General features: G+C 63.5%; 19 protein-coding genes. 8 read left to right on the forward strand and 11 right to left on the reverse strand.

All coding sequences use genetic code 11. The annotated features are described in order from the left end of the window. Nucleotides 1-75: 75 nt before the first annotated feature. The gene (locus tag ACQE2J_RS18240; RefSeq protein WP_135540560.1) at nt 76-993 is read right to left on the reverse strand and encodes a LysR substrate-binding domain-containing protein; all 918 of its coding nucleotides are present in this window, start codon (nt 991-993) and stop codon (nt 76-78) included. Nucleotides 994-1,358: 365 nt separating this feature from the next. Between ACQE2J_RS18240 and ACQE2J_RS18245 the strand changes: the two genes are divergently transcribed. Both ACQE2J_RS18245 and lgt read left to right on the forward strand, forming a co-directional pair. After that, on the forward strand, nt 1,359-3,644 hold the full coding sequence (locus ACQE2J_RS18245) for an HNH endonuclease signature motif containing protein (protein WP_135540558.1): 2,286 nt from the start codon (nt 1,359-1,361) through the stop codon (nt 3,642-3,644). 217 nt (nt 3,645-3,861) lie between these two features. Continuing rightward, a complete protein-coding gene (gene lgt / locus ACQE2J_RS18250; RefSeq protein WP_135540556.1) occupies nt 3,862-4,782 on the forward strand; it encodes a prolipoprotein diacylglyceryl transferase in 921 nt (306 codons plus the stop codon). Between the two features lie 34 nt (nt 4,783-4,816). On the opposite strand, the gene ACQE2J_RS18255 is transcribed toward lgt, so the two are convergent. From ACQE2J_RS18255 to ACQE2J_RS18265, 3 genes are all read right to left on the reverse strand, one after another. Continuing rightward, entirely contained in the window at nt 4,817-6,010 is a 1,194-nt protein-coding gene (locus ACQE2J_RS18255; RefSeq protein WP_135540554.1) for a pyridoxal phosphate-dependent aminotransferase, read from the reverse strand. Between the two features lie 287 nt (nt 6,011-6,297). After that, nucleotides 6,298-6,858, reverse strand: coding sequence for a hypothetical protein (locus tag ACQE2J_RS18260; RefSeq protein WP_135540552.1), 561 nt, complete (start codon nt 6,856-6,858; stop codon nt 6,298-6,300). Between the two features lie 71 nt (nt 6,859-6,929). Further along, nucleotides 6,930-7,322 carry a cupin domain-containing protein gene (locus ACQE2J_RS18265; protein WP_135540551.1) on the reverse strand — a complete coding sequence of 131 codons (393 nt, stop codon included), beginning with the start codon at nt 7,320-7,322 and terminating at the stop codon, nt 6,930-6,932. Nucleotides 7,323-7,501: 179 nt separating this feature from the next. Between ACQE2J_RS18265 and ACQE2J_RS18270 the strand changes: the two genes are divergently transcribed. Then, entirely contained in the window at nt 7,502-8,956 is a 1,455-nt protein-coding gene (locus ACQE2J_RS18270; protein WP_426936795.1) for an NAD(P)/FAD-dependent oxidoreductase, read from the forward strand. A 76-nt stretch (nt 8,957-9,032) separates the two neighbouring features. Further along, a complete protein-coding gene (locus tag ACQE2J_RS18275) occupies nt 9,033-10,202 on the forward strand; it encodes a pyridoxal phosphate-dependent aminotransferase (protein ID WP_135540547.1) in 1,170 nt (389 codons plus the stop codon). A 39-nt stretch (nt 10,203-10,241) separates the two neighbouring features. Here the strand turns inward: ACQE2J_RS18275 and ACQE2J_RS18280 are convergent, their stop codons facing one another. The 4 genes from ACQE2J_RS18280 to ACQE2J_RS18295 all read right to left on the reverse strand — a co-directional run bounded on the left by ACQE2J_RS18280 (nt 10,242) and on the right by ACQE2J_RS18295 (nt 14,032). Then, complete coding sequence (locus tag ACQE2J_RS18280; RefSeq protein WP_426936796.1) at nt 10,242-10,859, reverse strand: OmpA family protein; 618 nt, start codon at nt 10,857-10,859, stop codon at nt 10,242-10,244. Further along, complete coding sequence (locus ACQE2J_RS18285) at nt 10,859-11,494, reverse strand: hypothetical protein (protein WP_426936797.1); 636 nt, start codon at nt 11,492-11,494, stop codon at nt 10,859-10,861. Before ACQE2J_RS18285 ends, ACQE2J_RS18280 begins: the two co-directional genes overlap by 1 nt. A gap of 179 nt (nt 11,495-11,673) precedes the next feature. Continuing rightward, a complete protein-coding gene (locus tag ACQE2J_RS18290; RefSeq protein WP_135540541.1) occupies nt 11,674-13,101 on the reverse strand; it encodes a sodium:solute symporter family protein in 1,428 nt (475 codons plus the stop codon). Nucleotides 13,102-13,189: 88 nt separating this feature from the next. Beyond that, nucleotides 13,190-14,032 (reverse strand): MurR/RpiR family transcriptional regulator, encoded by an 843-nt coding sequence (locus ACQE2J_RS18295; RefSeq protein WP_425119936.1) that lies wholly within the window; start codon nt 14,030-14,032, stop codon nt 13,190-13,192. Nucleotides 14,033-14,117: 85 nt separating this feature from the next. Between ACQE2J_RS18295 and ACQE2J_RS18300 the strand changes: the two genes are divergently transcribed. Further along, on the forward strand, nt 14,118-15,344 hold the full coding sequence (locus ACQE2J_RS18300) for an amidohydrolase family protein (RefSeq protein ID WP_426936798.1): 1,227 nt from the start codon (nt 14,118-14,120) through the stop codon (nt 15,342-15,344). Between the two features lie 98 nt (nt 15,345-15,442). Here ACQE2J_RS18300 and ACQE2J_RS18305 read toward each other — a convergent pair whose 3' ends face one another. After that, the gene (locus ACQE2J_RS18305; protein ID WP_135540535.1) at nt 15,443-16,102 is read right to left on the reverse strand and encodes a homing endonuclease associated repeat-containing protein; all 660 of its coding nucleotides are present in this window, start codon (nt 16,100-16,102) and stop codon (nt 15,443-15,445) included. Between the two features lie 143 nt (nt 16,103-16,245). Here ACQE2J_RS18305 and ACQE2J_RS18310 point away from each other — a divergent pair, with 143 nt between their 5' ends. After that, the gene (locus ACQE2J_RS18310) at nt 16,246-16,500 is read left to right on the forward strand and encodes a hypothetical protein (RefSeq protein WP_135540533.1); all 255 of its coding nucleotides are present in this window, start codon (nt 16,246-16,248) and stop codon (nt 16,498-16,500) included. 100 nt (nt 16,501-16,600) lie between these two features. Next, nucleotides 16,601-17,326, forward strand: coding sequence for a haloacid dehalogenase type II (locus ACQE2J_RS18315; RefSeq protein WP_426936799.1), 726 nt, complete (start codon nt 16,601-16,603; stop codon nt 17,324-17,326). A 38-nt stretch (nt 17,327-17,364) separates the two neighbouring features. On the opposite strand, the gene ACQE2J_RS18320 is transcribed toward ACQE2J_RS18315, so the two are convergent. Then, the gene (locus tag ACQE2J_RS18320) at nt 17,365-17,673 is read right to left on the reverse strand and encodes a biopolymer transporter Tol (RefSeq protein WP_135540529.1); all 309 of its coding nucleotides are present in this window, start codon (nt 17,671-17,673) and stop codon (nt 17,365-17,367) included. A gap of 154 nt (nt 17,674-17,827) precedes the next feature. Between ACQE2J_RS18320 and ACQE2J_RS18325 the strand changes: the two genes are divergently transcribed. Further along, nucleotides 17,828-18,292: an SRPBCC family protein gene (locus ACQE2J_RS18325; protein ID WP_205683357.1), complete on the forward strand. Its 465-nt coding sequence runs from the start codon at nt 17,828-17,830 to the stop codon at nt 18,290-18,292. Between the two features lie 113 nt (nt 18,293-18,405). On the opposite strand, the gene ACQE2J_RS18330 is transcribed toward ACQE2J_RS18325, so the two are convergent. Then, on the reverse strand, nt 18,406-19,467 hold the full coding sequence (locus tag ACQE2J_RS18330) for a 2,3-butanediol dehydrogenase (protein WP_135540527.1): 1,062 nt from the start codon (nt 19,465-19,467) through the stop codon (nt 18,406-18,408). Nucleotides 19,468-19,677 lie beyond the last annotated feature (210 nt).

Below are 19,677 nucleotides of genomic sequence, written 5' to 3' on the forward strand. Positions count from 1 at the left end.
TCAGTCCAACAGATAATGCTGAACGCAGTCATCAACTCAATCCATGAAAGACTCACTCGCGCCCGTGCCCGACGCTCACTCCCCTGGCGGACCGAGGATGTCCTTCGCCAGCTCGCAGAAGGCACGGGCCCGCCGGCTCAGCCGCAGCTCCTTGGGCCAGATGAGTGCAGAGTCGATGTTCGGGAAATCGTCGAGGAGCGGCACGTCGACGGCCTTCGACCCGATATAGGTGCCGGAGGAGACACTCTGGCTGAGCAGTGAGTACCCGTGCCCCATCGCCACGAATGACCGCACCGTCTCATAGCCGGAGAACGAGTGCCGGATCTTCGGCACCACCCCCGCGATGCGGAACAGCTCGTCGTAGTACTGCCTGGTGAACGGCAGGTCGAGTTGGATGTAGTCCTCCTCGGCCAGCTCGCGCAGGTGCACCGGCTTCGGCTTCCCGCCCCGGGCGAGGGGATGATCCCGGGACACGAGCGCATGTGGTTCGACGACGTTGATGAGGAAGGAGTCGAAGCGATCCGTCGGTCCGAGCGTATAGGTCAGAGCGAGGTCGCAGTCTCCGGCGGTGACGGCCCGCTGCAGCTCTTCCAGATCGGCTTCAAGGTAGTTGACCCGCACTTCCGGGTAGCGCTTCTCGAATTCGTCGTGGATGAGCGGCAGCCGAGTCGGAGCGATCGGCGAGAAGACCCCGACGGTCAGTCGCCCGCTCAGCGACCGGGACAAACCCTGCGCGGCTTCTCCGAGAGCATCGGACGCCTCGAGGAATCCGGTCACCTCGGCGAGGAATCGTTTTCCCGCCGGCGACAGGACGACGGAGCGATTCCGCTGCCGGATGAACAGGTCGAGGCCGATGGTCCGCTCGAGCTGAGCCATCGCCGTCGAGATCGCCGATTGGGTGACGTTAAGGTGCTTCGCCGCCATGGTCATGTTCTCCCGACGTGCAACTTCCTGGAAGTACCGCAGCTGCACGAGCGTGAAATCGAGTGCCATAGTCCCTCATCTTCCCACCGTTGCGCCGAACTTCGACGCAACCCGCTGGCCGACCGGTCGAACTTCGACGCAACCCGTCGGCCGACCCGCCGAGCTTCGACACGACCCGTCGGCCGACGAGCCAGGGCTCCCGATTTCCCGCTGCCATGTCATCGCCGGCGACTATTGTCAGCCTTTACTCGGTCGACAAGCGGCTCCTCATCATCACCCAAGAATCGAGGCCACTATCCCAATTCGGATTTATTCGAACATCATCGAATCTATTCTCTGCAATCAAATCTATTTCGAATCTTCTATTGCTTTCCACTCGACAGATGACTATAATTTGAGAAAGAGACCTTCAATGGAGAACGGAACTCGGACCAGTGACCTACACTCCCGATCGCAAACGACGTAAGTCAGATCGGCGCGCCCGCCGCGCTGATTCCGACTCGCGCGGCGGCGCGAGCAGGAGGCCGAAATCCGATCGGAGCAACCCCACCCAGGACCTCTCGTCCCTGAAAGAGCAGCTCAAAGCGGCCGGTCTCGATCTCACAGGTCATCCTTTCGCCGAGGTGTTCGATGCCCTCGACCCCGTCCCCACTGAGCCGCTTGAGCCGGTCACCACCGACGCTGGCGTCGCTGCAGAAGAGGACGCCGATGTCCCCGCATGGACAGAAGACTCCGAGAGCATCGCCTCCGCCCAGCAACCTGCTGTCGACCCGAGCGACGAGGTACCTGCTTGGGAAGAGACCGCCGACGACGTTTCGCCATCTCGGGAACCTAGCCCGGACCTCGCCGAGGATGCTCCTGCCTGGGAGGATGATGCATGGGACGCGTGGGGCGCGCCCGCGGGGGGCGACAATGCAAAGCTCGGAGAGACGCAGCATGACGAGGCGAAAGCTGAAGCGTCGGAAACCGAAGCTGCAGAGACCGCCGAAAAGCCGGTCTGGGACGACTCGGCTGTAGACGGAGTCACAGCTTCACTCAGCCCGGAGGCCCTCGCAGCGAAATTGGGTCTCCAGCGGCCGGCGTCACGCCACCCGCTGCTGCCTGATTCCACGTGGAGCGATCTGGTCAATTGTGCACCCGAGATCACGGACGCCATCGCCTCGCTGACCGATCTGGACGAGGCGCTGCGCACCTTCGACCGCCCAATGGGCCCGGATGAGGCGCTGCATGTCATCGACGGGGCCGAGGCGCTTCGTCGACTCAGTGAATCTCTGTCCACTCTGGCTCTGTCGGTCTATGAACGGGTCGGCACGCCGAAGGACAGTGGCGCGAAGTCGCCCAAGGACCTCATTCAGAACCGCCTCAACCTGACCGGACGCGAAGCCAATCGTCGAGCCAGGCTCGCCGAGAAGCTCGGGGGTCGGGTCACTCTCGACGGCCAGCGCCTCGAACCCGAATATCCCTTGGTGGCCGAGCAGTTCCACCGCGGGACTCTGTCGACCGAACACATCACAACTCTCGAAGAATGCCTCAATGCACTTCCCGCATGGGTCGATCAGGCGACGAAAGACAAGGTGGAAGCCGACCTCGTCAAGTACGCGGCGGCTGTGACAGTCAATGAGCTTCGCGAAATCTTTCGGCAGATGCTGGTGCGGATCGACCCTGATGGGGCCGAGCCCTTGGACGCCAGGGAACGGTCGGCGTACTTCGTCACCGCACGCCCCAAACGAAACGGCGATTGGAAGCTCGAGGGTGTGCTCGACCCGGTGGCCGGGTCCGAACTCCACGGACTCTTGACCTCTCGCATCGAGTCCGCGCGCCACACCGGCGCGGACTCGACAAACACGAACATGAACACCACTCCCGAGACCGAGGAGGCCGGCGCCGAAACCGACGTCGCTGCCGATGTCCCGTTCATTCCGAACGGCGGGCTCGGCCAAGCTCCCGGAGAGGAACGATTCGAACCGGTCGACGCCGTGCTCACCGGCGATCGCTTCGATGCTCCGCCGTGGGCCGTGTTCGAGGCCTACCGCGGAGACGGGCCCGAGCAGAATCCCGCGGCAGGAGCGACGTCACTCCCAGGTGGCTATGGCGTCCGTCAGGACGGTTCGACAGTCAATCTCGTCAGCGAGCAGCCGACCGCGAGGAACTGGATCTATGAGCGTTTCGCCACGCTCATCGGTCGTATCAGCATGAAGGAGGCCCAGAAGGGCTCGCCCTACGCGCTGGTCGTCACAGCCAAGGCATCCGACGTCGCAAACAAGATCGGCGAAGCCACCACAGGCTCGGGCGCACGTTTCCCCATGAACGATCTCGTCCGGCGCGGCCTCAACGGCACAGTCTTCTTCCACCTGATGGATGAAACTGCCAAAAGCGTGGAAGTTCGCACGGAGAACCGTTTCGCCAACAAGAAGCAGACGGCGATCATCACCGCTCGAGACCGTGGCTGTGTCTTCCCCGGCTGCGACGCACCAGCCGGATGGTGCGACGTGAATCATGTGGTTCCCCACAGCGACGGTGGCCGCACCGACATCAACAACCTGTGCCTTCTCTGCTCGTTCCACCACCACCTCATGGACCGCTCTGATTGGCAGATGGTCATGCTCACCGATGGACGCCCTGCCTGGCAGCCTCCGGAAAGCGTCGATCCCTCTCGAGCACTGGTCCTGCACTCGCGCTTCATCACCGACGAGATCATCGAAGGCCTCTTCGACGATTAGCTGGCTCCTGGGTACAGAGGGCACAGCTGTGCCCAGGTCGAGGTTTTCAGCCCCATAGACTTATGCCGACTCATGCCCGTGCCCGTGCCCGTGTCCGTGCCCGTGTCCGTGCCCATGCCCGTGCCCGGACCGAGGTATGCAGCCCCATAGGCCAGACCCGTACGCCGATGAGCGCGACGAATACCGGATTCTCAGCCACCGCAAATAGACTGGCCCCATGCACTCTGCCCCACTCACTTCCGGCGTGGCCTCGCTTCCGCACGACATCTCGGCGGCGATCCCGAGCCCGAGCATCTCGAGCTTCCAACTGGGCCCGCTGACGATCCACTTCTACGCGCTGTGCATCCTCGTCGGCATCATCATCGCAATCGTGCTGACAAACCGTCGGCTGACCAAGCGCGGAGTCGAGGACTGGCAGGTGCTCGATATCGCGACCCTGGCCGTGCCCATGGCCATCGTCTTCGCCCGCATCTACCACGTGATCACGCACTACACGGACTATTTCGGTCCCGGCCGCAACCCGTGGAACCCCTTCGAACCCGGGTCCGTGTGGGCGATCTGGGAGGGCGGAATCGCGATCTTCGGCTCCCTCATCGGCGGCACCCTCGGCGCATGGATCATGTGCCGCAGGCTCGGCCTCAGACTCACCACATTGCTCGATGCGCTGGCACCGGGTCTCATCCTCGCTCAGGCCTGCGGGCGGTTCGGCAACTGGTTCAACCAGGAGCTCTTCGGCCTGCCGACCACCCTGCCCTGGGGCCTCGAGATCGCCCCAGGCAACCCGGCCATCCCACCGGGCACCCCTGCCGACACGCTCTTCCACCCAACGTTCCTCTACGAGGTCATCTGGAACAGCCTCGGCGCGCTCGCCCTGCTCTACCTCAGCCGGCATCTCTTCTTCCAATGGGGACGCCTGTTCGCCGTCTACCTCATGTGGTACGGCGCCGGCCGCATCGTCTGGGAGTCCATCCGCCTCGACCCGAGCTTCGTCATCCTCGGCCTGCGCACGAACGTGTGGGGCGCGATCGGTGCTGTGGCCCTGGGCTTGGTGATCATGCTCATCCAGTGGAAGCGCCACCCCGAACCCGAGAAGTCGCCGTACATCGAAGGACGCGAACCGCAGCCGGCCGAGGACTGACCCACGCCCTCGCCGAGGCGGCTCCCCGCCCGGCTCAGGCCTCGATCCACTCCTTGAGGCGACCGAGGCCGGTGATGATCGCGGCTTCGTCGATGCCCGAGTAGGCCAGCCGGATATAGGATCGGTCCTCGCCCGGCTGCGGTGCGCCGAAATGCTCGCGAGTGCAGAACGAGACTCCCGTGTTGTGCAGCGCCTCGGTGGAGAAGTCGGCCAGGGTGGCGATCCCCTTGGCCGCCATCGCCTCGGTGACGTCGGGGAAGACGTAGAACGTCGAGCCGGGCGTCGCCGTGCTCATGCCGGGGATCTCATTGATGATGCGACAGGTGGCGTCCCGACGCTTGCGCAGCACCTCCAGCATCTGCCCCACCGGAGCCTGCGGTCCGCGCAGAGCGGCGATGCCCGCCCACTGCACATACTGGTTCGTGCAGGATTCGTCGTTCGTGTTCATCGTCGAGATCGCCTCGGCGACGGTCTTCGGAGCCACCGCACAGCCGAGTCGCGATCCCGTCATCGCGTATTTCTTCGAGAAGGTGTAGAGGATGACGGTGCGCTCGGCCATCCCCGGCAGAGCCGCAATCGACTGGGACTTGCCCCGATAGCGCATCTCGAAATAGGCCTCATCGGAGAGCACCCACAGGTCGAATTCCTGCGCGATCGCAGCCACGGCCTCTCGTTCTTCTGCCGTCGATTCGGCTGAGATCGGATTCTGCAGGTCGTTGTAGATGATGGCCGTGGTGGTCTCGTCGATCGATGCCCGCAGATGGTCGAGGTCGATGGCGAACCCGGTCTCGGTGGGCACATACCGATACGGCAAGGCGGTGCCGCCGAGGTAGTTGATCTGGGATTCGTAGATCGGGAATCCGGGGTTCGGATAGAGCACGCTCTCGCCAGGGTCCATCACGGCCTGGAGGAATTTCGTGATCACGGGCTTGCCTCCGGTGGTGACAACCACCTCGGCGGGGTCGATGTTCATGCCGCGCCGAGCACCGATGTCATCGGCGAGCGCCTCTCTCAGCTCGGGAATGCCCGGTCCGGGGCAGTAGCCGGTCTTGCCGTCCCGGATGGCCTGCTCGAGCGCCTCGACGATATGCCCGGCCAGGGGGAAATTGAGATCGCCGAGGTGGAACGGAAAGACCTCGTTTCCGCGCGCCTTCCACTCGGCGGCGGCTTGGGCCACGCGGAACGCGGTCTCGGTGCCGAGGTTGTCCAGGCGTTGAGCGGTCTTCATTGTCGGCTCCTTCATCGGGTCGGGCAGAACGAGAGCGTGACCGCAGCGACTGCGGGCTGAGGTTCCGGCGCCCTTGAGCACGCAGAACATCCCTCGCTTCACACACGATAGAACACCGCGAGCCGGAATGTCAGCGGTGGTCAGCCGCAGGGCACGATCGGTCGCCAGGCCCGCCTGCAGTCGGGTCGACCGCACGGCGAAGGGCCAGACCACTAGCCAGCCGGGTCGACAGCCCGGCGTCCAGTCCCCCGGCCGGCAGCTAGTCCCCCGGCTGCCAGTCCGATCGATCAGTCCACGGCCAGAGCTGCACGCCCAGCCAATAGGCACCACAGTCCGATGGCCAACAGCACCGGGGCACCGAGGACACCGCACCAGAAGCTCGGCGCGCCGAGGCTGCGCGGAATGAAGTACGCCGCGATTGCGATGATCGTGATGAGCGCTCCCGCGAGATGGAGGACCGGCTGGGCGAAGACGACGGCGAGCGCGAAGAAGTGGATGCCGACGATCGCGAGGATGAGTGGGGCGACCGCCTCGGCGTGGCCGGAACGGACGGCGAAGAAGCTGAGGACGGCGGCTGCGATGATCTCTGCCCAAACCACGACGATATAGATCGTGAACGCAGTCGTGCCCGTGGCGATCGCACTCGGTTCCGACCAATGGCCGATGGCCAGGAAGATGCTCGGCACCGCCAGGCCGAGTCCGGCTGCTGAGAGTCCGCCGAGGAGGATCCGGAAGACGACTCGATCGGGCGGAGCCTCCTGCGCCCATCCTGACCAGATGAACGCGGCGAGGCCGAACACCGCGCCGATCATCACGAGATCGCGCGGAAAGGACAGGTCGATCATCATTGATCCCTTCACCCAAGGCCGACTGTCTGTCGAGTCTAACCCGGTCTTCGACCCAAGCTCGGGTAACTGGCTCAGTCTTCGTGCGGAGCGATGAACAGCTTCCGCAAGGGCGCTTCGTCGACGTACCAGCGGGTGGTCATCCCCTCGTCGAGGCGGACCAGCGAACCCGGCGCCAAATGGATCGGTTCGCGCCGTGGTTCATCGAATTCGATGCGCCCGGTGCCGGAGATGACGAGGAAGACCTCATCGCCTTCGACATCGCGCATGGCCCCGGCGCTCATCTCCCACAGTCCGAAGTCCGCCCCGCCGATGGTGCCGAGTTCGGCGAATCCCGTCGTCGCAGTCCTCCCGCCCTCATCGTCGCGAGGCCCCGCCGAGGCGGCCGCTGGCAGGTCCTGCCAGGTCTCGATGGGTTCGTGGCTGAGGGGAAGATCATGGGTGTCGATCGGCTCCATTGCACTCATGCGATCAGTGTAGCCAGACTCCGCCCGAGGAAGCGAACCATTCCGCGCAATCAGCACCGAACCTCGCCGGTTTCAGCAGACGATACATTCGCTGACAACTGTTTACTTCGTGGCCGACGTGGGATAGAACTGTTTCCGTAGACCCGCCTCATGCGCGTCTCGTCTTCAGGAGTTGATCCATGTCCTACTTCAATGGTGAAGCATCGCACTGGCTGGCCCAGTCCCCCGCCGCTCCCATCAACCCCACCCCGCTGCCGAGCGAGAAACAGGATCTCGTCATCGTCGGCGGCGGCCTGACCGGCCTGTGGTCGGCCTACTATGCCCGGCAGACTCACCCGGACTGGTCGATCACGATCCTCGAGGCCAAGCACATCGGCTACGGCGCCTCGGGCCGCAACGGCGGCTGGCTGTCCACCCTGCTCCCCGGCAACCGGGCCAAGTACGCCGAGGCGGTTGATCGCGCCCTGCGGAACGACCCCACCGGCCCGGTCGGTTCGGCCGGACTCGACGGAGTCTCGAGCGTCCGGTCCTTCCAGTCCGCACTCTTCGACTCCGTCGATGAGGTCCTCGCCGTCTGCGAGACCGAGGGCATCGACGCCCACCAGGTCCACGGAGGACATATCGACATCGCCCAGTCCGAGGCCGGGATGTCGCGCCTGCACGCACTCTTCGAGGGCAATGCGCAGTTCGGCTACGGGCCCGAGGACATGCAGTTCCTCGACGCCGAAGCGACCCGGAATCGCATCAACGTCGACGGCGCCCAGGGCAGCATCTTCTTCCCCGGCACCGCGGCCATCGACCCGGCACTGCTCACCCGCGGACTCGCCCACACCCTTCGGCAGCAGGGCGTGACCATCTGTGAAGCCACCTCGGCGAGTCATATCGGGAAGGGAACGGTGGCGACCAACCGGGGGCCGGTGCGCGGGGAGACGATCTTCGTCTGTCTCGAGGGCTACTCGGACACCGTCACCGGGGACCTGCCCGGCCTGCAGGGACGGCAGGTGATCCCGGTCTTCTCCTCGATGATCGCGACCGAACCGCTGCCGGCGAAGGCGTGGGAGTCGATCGGCTGGCAGGGCCGGGAATGCCTCGGCGACACCGCGCACACCTTCATCTACGCCCAACGCACCGCCGATGGTCGGATCGCGCTCGGCGGGCGCGGGGCACCCTATGCCTTCGGTTCCGGGCTGCCCGGCGACGGCGAAGTCCCCGCCGAGGTGGTCGACCTGCTGGCCGGGCGCCTGTCCTCGCTCTTCCCGGACCTCGAGTTCGACATCGCCCACGCCTGGCGCGGGGCGCTCGGGGTGACTCGGGACTGGTGTGCCGGGATCTTCTTCGATCCCGCCCAGCGCATCGGGGTGGCGCGCGGTTATGCCGGGCACGGGGTGACGGCCACGCATCTGGCCGCGAAGACGCTGCTCGACCGGGCGTCCGGTGCTGCGACTCCGCTGACCGGGCTGCCGTGGAACGATCATTTCTCCGGACAGTGGGAGCCCGAACCGATCCGCTGGCTGGGGATACGCTCGATGTACAAGCTCTTCGGCGTCGCCGATGCGTGGGAAACCGCGACGAGCGCGAAGAAGACGAGCCTGCTCGCCCAGTTCGGCTCGCGGCTTGCCGGGTTGCACGAGTAGCTGTCCGAACAACCGCACGAACAGGACGCCGCCGGCCGCGTCGACGCATGAGAGTCGACGTAGAAGGGACCACTCCATGACCGACACCTCCTCCCGCATCTCCCCGATGGCCGCGAGCTACCCGGCCTCGAGCATCCGCAAGATGTTCAACCTCGCCCTCGACCATCCCGACGCCCTCAAGCTCACCGTCGGAGAACCGGACTTCAACACGCCCGAGCACATCAAGGCCGCGGGGATCAGGGCCATCGAGAACGACAACACCCGCTACGTCGCCAATGCCGGCATCCCCGAACTGCGTCGCGCCCTGGCTCGCAAGTATTCGACTCGCTGGTCTCGCACCGTCGAACCCGAGAACGTCATGGTCTCCTTCGGCGCGATGGAAGCCCTGACCTTCGCCCTCGACGTCACTGTCTCCCCAGGTCAGGAGGTGATCATCCCCGACCCCAGCTTCCCGAACTACATGGGTCAGGTGCACCGCCTCGGCGGGGTGGCCGTGTCCGTTCCCGTCCGCGAATCCGAAGGATTCAAGCTGCGCGCCGAGGATGTTCGCGCGGCCATCAGCGACAAGACCGCGGCCGTGATCATCAACAGCCCCTCGAACCCGCTGGGGTCGGTCATGGACCGCTGCGACATCGAGCAGATCGCCGACCTCGCCGATGAGCACGGATTCACGGTGATCTCCGATGAGGTGTACGACGAGATGGTCTTCGACGACGCGAAGTTCACCTCCATCGCCGAGGTGCGTCCCGGGTTCGATCGGTTCCTCGCCATCGGCAGTTTCTCGAAGACCTATGCGATGACCGGCTGGCGGTGCGGTTTCGTCATCGGCGCAACCGACTACATTGCCCCCATGGCACTGCTGCAGGAGGGTCTGACTTCGAGCCTGCCCGGCTTCGTCCAGGAGGCTGCGGTCGCCGCTCTCGAGGGACCGCAGACCGATGTCGAGAGGATGGTGGCTTCCTACGCCCGCCGCCGGGATCTGATGAGCAGACGCATCAACGGCATCGACGGGCTGAGCATGATCCGCCCGGAAGCCACGTTCTACGCCTTCGTCAGTGTCCGCGACTGGGGCCTGGGCTCCTGGGAACTGGCGACGAGACTGCTCGAAGACCACAAGCTCGCCACCATTCCCGGATCTGCGTTCGGCCCGGCCGGCGAGGGCTACCTGCGGCTGACGTTCTCGGTCTCCGATGACGACATCAACACGGCATGCGACCGGCTGGAGGCGTTCGCCGCCGGGCGGTGAGGGTCCTTGCCGATTTCGGTGAGGCTTCGGCCCTGCCGGTCAGCTGTCGTCGTAGCTGACCTCGACGCGTCGGTTCTTCGCCCGACCCTTCGGGTTGTCGCCGTCCTTCGTCGAGTTCTTCGCCACCGGGTCTTCTTCACCATGGCCTTCGACCGTGAGCTCGAGGTCCGCGGACCCGTCCTTGATGACATCGGCTACGGCCTGCGCCCGCTTCTTCGACAGCTTTTTGTTCGCAGCCCCGTCGCCGACCGAGTCCGTATAACCGGCTACGGTGACCTTCGCACCGTCGGGCACGCCCTCGACGGTCTGCGTGATCGCCTTCTTGGCTTTATCGGAGATCTCGGCACTGTTGAAGTCGAAGAGGATGTCGCTGGCCAGAGTGATGACCGCGTCCTCACCTTCCTTCTTGTTCGTCACCAGCGGGGTGACGGATTCGGCGCTGCTCCACTCCTTGACGCTGCCCGGCTCCCATCGCTGGACAGACTTATCCAGCTGCTCCTTTTTCGGCTCGGGCAGATCCGCAGGCGAGGTCACCTCCGCCTCGGAGGCTGTTCCGGCACCGGGGCCGGCCGTGATTGCGACACCGGAGCCGAGCATGACACCGACCGTGACCACGCCGAAGGCGGACGTCCAACGCCCCCGCCTGACCAGCCTCATCACGACTCCGTGATCGGAACGTCGGTGAACTTGGGCCATGATTCCTGCAGCCGGATATCGACGGAGTCGATGTCGTTCTCCGGAGCTTTGAAGACCGCCCACGCGGTCACCGGCTGATTGTTCGTCGTCTCGGTGAAGACCGAATCCGAGGTCCACTCATCGTAGGTGTCGGAGATCGGCGAATAGACCTTGAGATTGTCCGTATCGATGAGCTGCGGGGCGAACCCGTTCTCACCCCATGCGTCATAGATGCTGATCGCAGCATCGTCTTCCACACTCTGGAAGTGCGGTGTGACGACCAAGGTCAGGGTCTGTGTCTTCCCCTCGACTTCGAGCGAGTGGATGGCGACCGTCACCTTGTCTTCGTTCGACCCGGGAACCTTGACGTCCTGCTTGACGATGACATCGTTGGGGTCGACCTTCTCGACGCCGGCCTTCGCGGCGTCCTTGCCACCACCCTGAGCAGAGGAGTTCTTGTCCTTCGACCCGTCGCCCGGCGACGAGGAACATCCCGTCACAGCCAGAACGCAGAGAGCCGCACCGGCGATGGCCTTGCTGAGCTTGCGCGAATTCACAATGGAAGACTTTCCCTCGTCGGTATCCGGCGCAGTCGCCGATACCGACGGCTCCGTCATTCTCGAGAATTTACGCTAGCACGGATGCAGTCGGTGCCGATGGACTTGACGAAAATCGCTCATTTCACCGCGGCGAGCGCGGTGCCTCCGGACCCCGGCTCGATATTCCGCTGTTGCCCACAAGCTGCGAGCAGGCAGAGACTCTCGATCTCCTGCATTGAGTCGGTGTGAAGTTGTGTTCAGGCACCGCCAGCGGACACGCTGTCAGCGGAGTCCGCGGGCTTGCCCGAGAACGGCTTGGTCACGAGGCTGACGACGATGAGCACCAGCACAGCCGCAGGCAGCGCCGGGATGACGGAGTTGATGTCGGCGGATCTGCCACTGACTTCCCAGAGAACTGTCACCACTCCACCTGCGATCATCGACGAAAGAGCACCGGCGGCGGTCACTCGCTTCCAGAACAGAGCGGCCAGAACCGCTGGAGTGATGGCAGCGCCGTACATCGTGTAGGCATACATCTGGAGCTCGAGCACCGATTCGAAGAACTGGACCATGATGAATCCCAAGACAGCGATAGCGAGTACCGAGACCCGCCCGACTAGAACCCCGGTCCTCGAATCTCCACGAGCCTTGTTCTTGATGAACACGAGATCATAGACGACGTTTCCAGAGCAGGTGAGCAGGTAAGACGAACCCGTGGTCACGATGAGCGCCAGTGCCGCAACAAGCAGCACAGCCCCGATCCCGGCCGGCGTGAACTCGCCTTCTGCCAGTGCGAGGATGGCCATGTCCGGGTTGATCTCCGGCATGAGGATGGAGGATCCGGAAGCCAGGAAGATGATCGGAGCAACGATCAGTGCAGCTCCGATGAAGAACAGAATGGTGGCATTGCGAGCGACTTTGGGCGACCGGGCTGCCGCAAGACGCTGATGCATATTCTGATCGCCGAGGATCAGGAGGAAGAGCGGGAGGAAGTAGCCCAGAATCTGCCATGGAGTGAGAACTCCGGTGAATGATTTGAACGCTGGATCCAGGCGGTCGACGTAGCTGCCGATGCCGCCCAGGTCTTGTGTGAAGACCCAGATGAGTGCTCCGAGCAGCGAGATCACAATGAGGACTGCCGAGAGGAAGTCAGTCCAGGCCACGGACTTCAGCCCACCAGACAGGGACAGGAAGGTGATGAGGACTGTCGCGACAACGGTCGCCTGTGTCGTGCTGAGGGGAGTGATCAGAGTGAGAATATAGCCGGCACCGGTGAACTGGTACGCGGTGATTCCGACGAAGGCCACGAGGATGATGACTGTACCCGCCACCCGAACGGGTCGCCCGAACTTGGACTCGAACAGCTCGGGGACGGTGCGGAAGCCGTTCTTCCGCACCTGTGGGGCGATGAAGTACAGAACGATGATCCCGCAGAACGTACCTGCGAAGAACAGAATGCCCGCCAATGGGCCGTTGCTGAAGATGAAGTTCGCTCCCCCGATGATGGAGCCGGATCCGACGAAGGTCGCCAATAGAGTCCCGGCAAGCACCCATGTCGGCAGAGACTTCCCCGCGAGAACGAAGTCTTCCCCGTCCTTCATGGCCGATGCTCGCCCGAACCAGGCGGCGATGCCTACCATCAGCGCCACATAGGCGACGAGGACGATGACGAATGTGAGGTTCATAGGTATCCCTTGTGTCGTGGAGCACAAATGCGCTGAGCACGATTCTCGCCGATACCCCACCCGGAATGCAATAAATTTTGCAACCGACTCAATCGTCGGCGATTGCGCCGGTTGCTCCCCACAGGTCATCGATTCGCCCCAGCTTGGCCTGAGTTCGCTGCTCATCGTGTCGCGCAAGGCACGCCAGCAGGTATTGGACTGCACTTGTGACGCAGACCAAGGACGATATCAGCTCCGATGATTCGGCGGGCACCAGAACATACTCATCAGACATATCGGTCAGGGCAGTTCGACGATCAGCAATGACAAGCACTTTCGCGCCCTGCTCACGGGCAGCCTCCGCCAGCTGGACGACCGCCCGGGAGGACTTCCACACCGTGATCGCGAGGAAGCAGTCAGCAGAGGTCAGCAGGCTGGCTTCATTGACCATCGCCGTCACTGACCCTGAATGCAACCGCACTCGAAAGCCGAGCATCTGCGCCACGTGCGACAGCTGCAGACCCGGAGCGGCATAGGATCCGGTCGCAAACACCCCGGTGTTCTCCGACGCGATGATGCGCTCAGCCATCCGCGCCAAAGCGTCTTCGTCCAATTCTCCACGCATCCGCTCGAGCATCTCGATGTCTTTGTCGAGAGACGTGGCGAGAAGACCCTGCCCCTTGTTGTGCAGATAGAGATTGCGTGAACTCAGCGATGCCAGATACCGGGTGCGGATGTCCGCAGAGAACGTTGGCCACCCGGAATAGCCCAGCGACTGGGCAGCGCGAACGACGGTCGCGACATTCACCTGCGCCATGTCCGCGATGGCTTGGGCGGAACTGTACGCGGCTTCGTCCGGCGCTGAGTCGATGACAGCGAGCACCGCCTGCGTCGACGGCGTCAGTCGCGCATTCGATCGAAGGGCGGCGATCCACTCGGAGAAGCTGGTCACAGTCTGAACTCCCTTTGCAAAGAACGTTGCATTGCGTCTAGCCTAGGCCCATCATCCTAAGCGGATCCAATGAAGGAGACACGGTATGCAGCTCGATGTCGGAATCAATACGGTCACCAACGCACGGGTCCTCGACGTGGAGACGGGCACTGTTTCCGAGCCGACGACGGTGACGATCAACGGCGAGAGAGTCAGTGAGGTCGGAGGCCACAATGTGTCAGCCGGATCGCAGAGCTTCGATGCTGAAGGCAGAATCGTGTCCCCCGGGCTGATCGACGCACACGTCCATGTCCTCGCTGCAACAGCGAATTTGGGCAATCTAGGTGATCAGTCACCGTACTACCTGGGTGCTCAGGCTGCGCGTCTGATGGGCGATATGCTCAGCCGCGGTTTCACGACCGTCCGAGACGCAGGCGGAGCCGACTACGGGCTTTCAGCAGCGGCACAGGAAAACCTCTTCCCCGCACCACGTCTCTTCTTCGGCGGCAAGGCTCTGTCCCAGACCGGAGGCCACGCAGACATGCGGGGTCCCGGCACGCACGTCATGGACACGCACATGTGCTGCCCGAATATCGGCATCGTCTGCGATGGAGCCGACGCGGTGAGGAAAGCCGCCCGGGAGAACCTGCGCACCGGTGCCGACCACGTCAAAATCATGCTCTCCGGCGGAGTGGCTTCTCCGACTGACCGCGTCGACTCAACTCAGTTCTCAGATGAGGAGATTCGAGCGGCGGTGGAAGAGGCCTCCGCAGCGAATCGCTATGTTCTCGGTCATGCCTACACCGCCAGGTCGGTCAACCGCGGCCTCGAACTGGGAGTGCGGTCCATCGAGCACGGGAATCTGATCGACCAGCGAAGCGTCCAGCTCCTCCTCGAGAAGAGTGCGTTCCTCGTTCCGACACTCGTGACATATGAGCGTCTGAAGCAGGACGGAGCTCAATTCGGTCTGCCAGAGGCAAGCCAAGCGAAGATCGACGACGTGCTGTACGCGGGCCTCGATGCGTTGAAACTGGCGACTGAGCACAATGTCAAGATCGCGTACGGCTCCGATCTGCTGGGCGGAATGCAGCCTCATCAGAGTCAGGAGTTCGCCATTCGGGCGAAAGTCCAAACTTCACAGCAGGTGCTGCGGTCAGCAACGACGACGGCAGCAGAACTGCTCACGCGGAAGGGAGAGCTGGGAGTTGTGGCTCCGGGGGCGTTCGCGGACCTCTTGATACTCAACGCGAACCCCTTGGACGACGTCACTGCCTTGGGCGATCCTGGCAACGCCATCCACAGCGTCATCAAGGGAGGACGTCTTCTTCGGTGATATGAGAGGCGTCAGCCCCTGCTGGCGCGACGTTTGAAGGCAGACCGTGCCCGGGCTGAAATGAGACGGATCGGAGCGGCCCACCTGGCCGCTCAGTCTCACCCGACCGCGGCGAGCGCGGTGTTCCAGGAACCGTAGAACTTGCGCACAGCGGCTGCGGAAGGAACTTCACCTTTATGTTCGGCGGCGTACTCGGTGTAAGCCTTGTAGGTGGCCGTGATTCCGCGGGATTCGCAGTCGGCGACGAAGACGGACATCGCCTTGTCATAGGCCTCCGCGTCGAAGCGCAGCTGGCCCTTCGCTCGGCCGAGTCGGTTCGTCGCCAGGCCCGCGGCTTTGAGAGCTTCGTTCCAAGAACCGAACCGCTGCACGGCCGTCTGGCTCGTCGGCGGCCACACGGCCGCGCCCTTGCTCGAGCGCGCTCTGAGTTGGTCGAGCACCTCGGAGCGCAGAGCATCATATTTCGATGCTGACAGGCTCGGGGCCTCAGCCCGGGCGCGGACGGATCGGATTGCAGCGTCCACCTCGGCGAGGGCTGACCTCACGAGCTGCGGTGCGTCGGGCAGCTGGGACTCCAGAGCCCCCTCGACCGCATCGAGCATCTCCCTGTCACGGTCTGTGATGTCCTGAGTCGACGCAACAGCACTCGACCCGGCTGCGTCGGAGCCGGTCGGCACTGCTCGGTCGGCAAGATAGAGCAGCGCTGCCAGCACGGCCGGAGAGGGAGTATGCGATTTCGTCGATCCGGTGTCATCCATCACCGCTCATTGTACGTGGCGGCTTCGACACAGCCCGTAGCCAAGCTGAAACACGGGCCGACTCACCTGGGTGGTCCGCGAATCTAGAGTGAGAACCGACGCCGGTGAACGACCGGAACTCGGTTACTGCATGAGGAGGACGGATGCGTGCAAAGAGAGTGATCGGTATAGGAGCGGCTTCGCTGATGCTGGCAACGATGAGTGTGTTCGGGGCAACCGCCGCTCATGCCGAGGGCAACAAGGCGACCTACAGCTATTATCCGACCCTGGCCAAATGCGAGCAGGGCTCAGCTTTGAGGGCGCTGTTCTACAAAAGCTGGGGGAAAGTGATCGTGAAGACGCAGTGCTGGACGGTTCGCCCTGGTGAGAAGTACATGGGTGAAGTCACGTTCCGATGAATTCGCCGTCCGGCCGATGACGTCGTTGCTGCCGAATCTGCACCCGTGCCCTGACGTGTGATGTATTGGCGATCGGTGGTCAGCGGAATAGTGTGAAGGCATGGTTGCTGATCTGGGCGCAGTCGAGGCGCTGGTCTTCGATATGTTCGGCACGGTCGTCGACTGGCGAACCAGCGTGGCGAGCGGCGTCGAACCGTTCCTCGACGAGTATCTGTCCGAAGCAGATCCGCACGAATTCGCGGACCTCTGGCGTGCTGAGTACCAGCCGTCGATGGAGCGGGTCCGCAGCGGCAGTCGGCCCTTCGTGCGCTTAGATGTCCTCCATCGGGAGAACCTCGAGACTGTCATCGAACGATTCGGAGTCGATCCGCGTGCGATCTCCGACGACGTCCTCGAGGAGGTGAATCTCTGCTGGCATCGCCTCGATCCCTGGCCCGATGCGGTCGCCGGACTGGCTCGCCTCAAGCAACGCCACATCATCGCACCGCTGTCGAACGCCAATGTGCGACTGGCCCTCGACGTGGCCAAACGCGCAGGGCTGCCATGGGACGCCATCCTCGGCGCCGAGGTGGCCGCCGCCTACAAACCCGACCCGGCCGCCTATCTGCGCACGGCAGAGATCCTCGGACTCGACCCCGAACAGGTGATGATGGTCGCCGCCCACAACAGTGACCTCGCCGCCGCGGCACGGGTTGGTCTGCGCACGGCTTTCGTTCGCCGTCCGACCGAGCACGGACCTGGGCAGACAGTCGACCTCGTTCCGGAGGGACCATGGGACGTCGTCGCCGAGGACTTCGAAGATCTCGCTGATCAGCTGACCCGATAGTGCTCAGATGACCTGATGGTGCTAGTCAGCGGTGTTGGTCAGCGCAGCTCCTCGAGTGCCGCTTCTGCGCGTTGGCGTCTGTCGGCGAGGCTCATCTGCCACCAGTAGTCACCACGTTCACCCAGACCGTGTTTGGCCACGTTCACGCGCTGCCGGGCATCGGCGAGATCGCCCTCCGAGCCTGACTTCTTCGCGGTCCGCACCGCATTCCTTGCCGCGCCGAGGTGGCTCTTGAGCTCATCGACCACGTTCTGATCCAGCTCGGGATCGGTTCTGCGCCACCGGCGGCCGTTGACGATCAGCCATCGTTCGTCACCCGTGGGCGACAGCTCGGGAGATTCGGGCATCCTTCACTGTAACTCGGCGGCTCGGTGATCACGGCTGGCTGTCGATTCCGCACCCCCTGTCTGCATTCCGGCTGAGGGTATAGCGTGGCCCGACAGGGCGGGTCGGCCGATTCGCCCTGGCACACACGCGACCACCTGATGAAAGGTGAAGATCATGGCAGAGATGAACGTCAGCGCTTCCAGAACGATCGATGCTGCGCCGGAGGACATCTTCAACGTGCTCTCGAACCCGGAGCGCCACGCGGCCATCGACGGTTCGAACATGGTGGTCTCCGATGACAAGACCGATCGCATCACAGCCGTCGGCCAAGTGTTCACCATGAACATGCACTCCGAACCGATGGGTGGGGACTACAAGACCGAGAACCACGTCGTCGGCTACGAAGAGAACAAACTCCTGGCCTGGAAGACCGCTCCGGCCGGTGAGGAACCACCCGGCTGGGAGTGGGTCTGGGAGCTCATTCCGCAGGGCCGTCACTCGACGGACGTCTCCGTCACCTACGACTGGAGCTCGGTCACCGACAAGCACGTACTGAAGCAGGTCAGCTTCCCTCTCGTCGGCGAGGACGACCTCGAAACCTCACTGGGCAATCTGGCTGCCGCGGTCTCCGAGGACTGAGTCTCAGCCGTAGGCGATGGTCGATCCAAGTCGATTCTGACGAGTCCAGCGACTTGGATCGACCAGACGCGGGCACCGCTCAATGAGCCGCGATCGCCCGGAGGCAATCAGATTCAGCTCATCGAGACGAGAATCTTCACCTCGTCCTGGCTGTTCGTGAGCCGGTCGAACCCGTCGCTGATGATGTCCTCGGCAAGGATCTTCGAGGTGACGAACGGGGCGAGGTCAATCTTGCCGGAGCGAACGAGGTCGATCGCCTCGGCGTGGTCATGAGCGTAACCGACACTCGCGCCGAGCGTGCGGTCCTGCATCATCAGCTGATCAGTGATGTCCACTTCGACGGGCGCACCGTGGATGGCGAGGACCTGAAGACGGCCGGTGGCGCCAAGCACGTCGAGCAGCTGGCCGACCACGGCCGGCGCGCCGGCCGCGTCGAAAGCCAGATCAGCCATTGCACCGGAAGTCTGTTCCGACACGACCTCGCCGAGGTTCTCGGTCGTCGGATCGATCACGACGTCCGCTGCCCCCGACTCCAGAGCCTTGGCACGGCGAGCCTGTGATACTTCACTGACGATGGTGGTCAGCCCCTTGGCCTTGAGAACGGCGGAGACGAGGAGCCCGATGGGGCCGGCTCCGCCGACAACGGCAATCTGCCCCTCGGCAGCAGCAGTCTGCTTGACCCCGTGCAGGGACACGGCCAGTGGTTCGATCAGCGCCGCCTGGTCCAGCGGCATATCACCGACGGGGTGGACCCACTGCGATTCGACGACGATGTGTTCGCTCAGGCCCCCGCCCCGTCCGGAGATGCCGATGAATCCCATCTGTTCGCACAGATTGTAGGCACCACGGCGACATGCCGGGCATGTGCCGTCAACCATGAGCGGCTCAACGACGACGGAGTCACCGATCTCCAGTCCTTCGACTCCATCTCCGATGTCTTCGATCACTCCGGAGAATTCGTGTCCGAAGACCACTGGCAGGGTCTCACCGGAGAGGGGATGCGCTTCCTCACCACTCGGAGCAGGACGGATCGGACCGTCCTGGTAGAGGTGGAGATCGCTTCCGCAGATGCCGTTGAAGGCCGGCGCGATCTTCACGGTTCCCGGTCGGGTCTTCGGCTCCTCGACCTCGTCGATGCGGATGTCTTCCTTGCCGTAGTACCGAACTGCCTTCATCGCTTTCGCTCCTTCTCTGTGCTCTCGCGGCCACCCTATTGACGACCGAACTCAACGGCAACGGACAATCCGCAGACGTGAGCAACGAGTCATTCCTCCATTCCCCCTTGGTCCCGGCCCCTGCAACCGCTGTCCCACCCTCGCCGACCCGTTCCTTCCATGGAGTAGCCTGCGAAGAGGCACCATCATCCGACACCGCCAGGAAGGTGG

Origin of the sequence: Brevibacterium sp. LE-L, assembly GCF_050214925.1 — a bacterium.
In the GTDB taxonomy this organism is placed as follows: domain Bacteria; phylum Actinomycetota; class Actinomycetes; order Actinomycetales; family Brevibacteriaceae; genus Brevibacterium.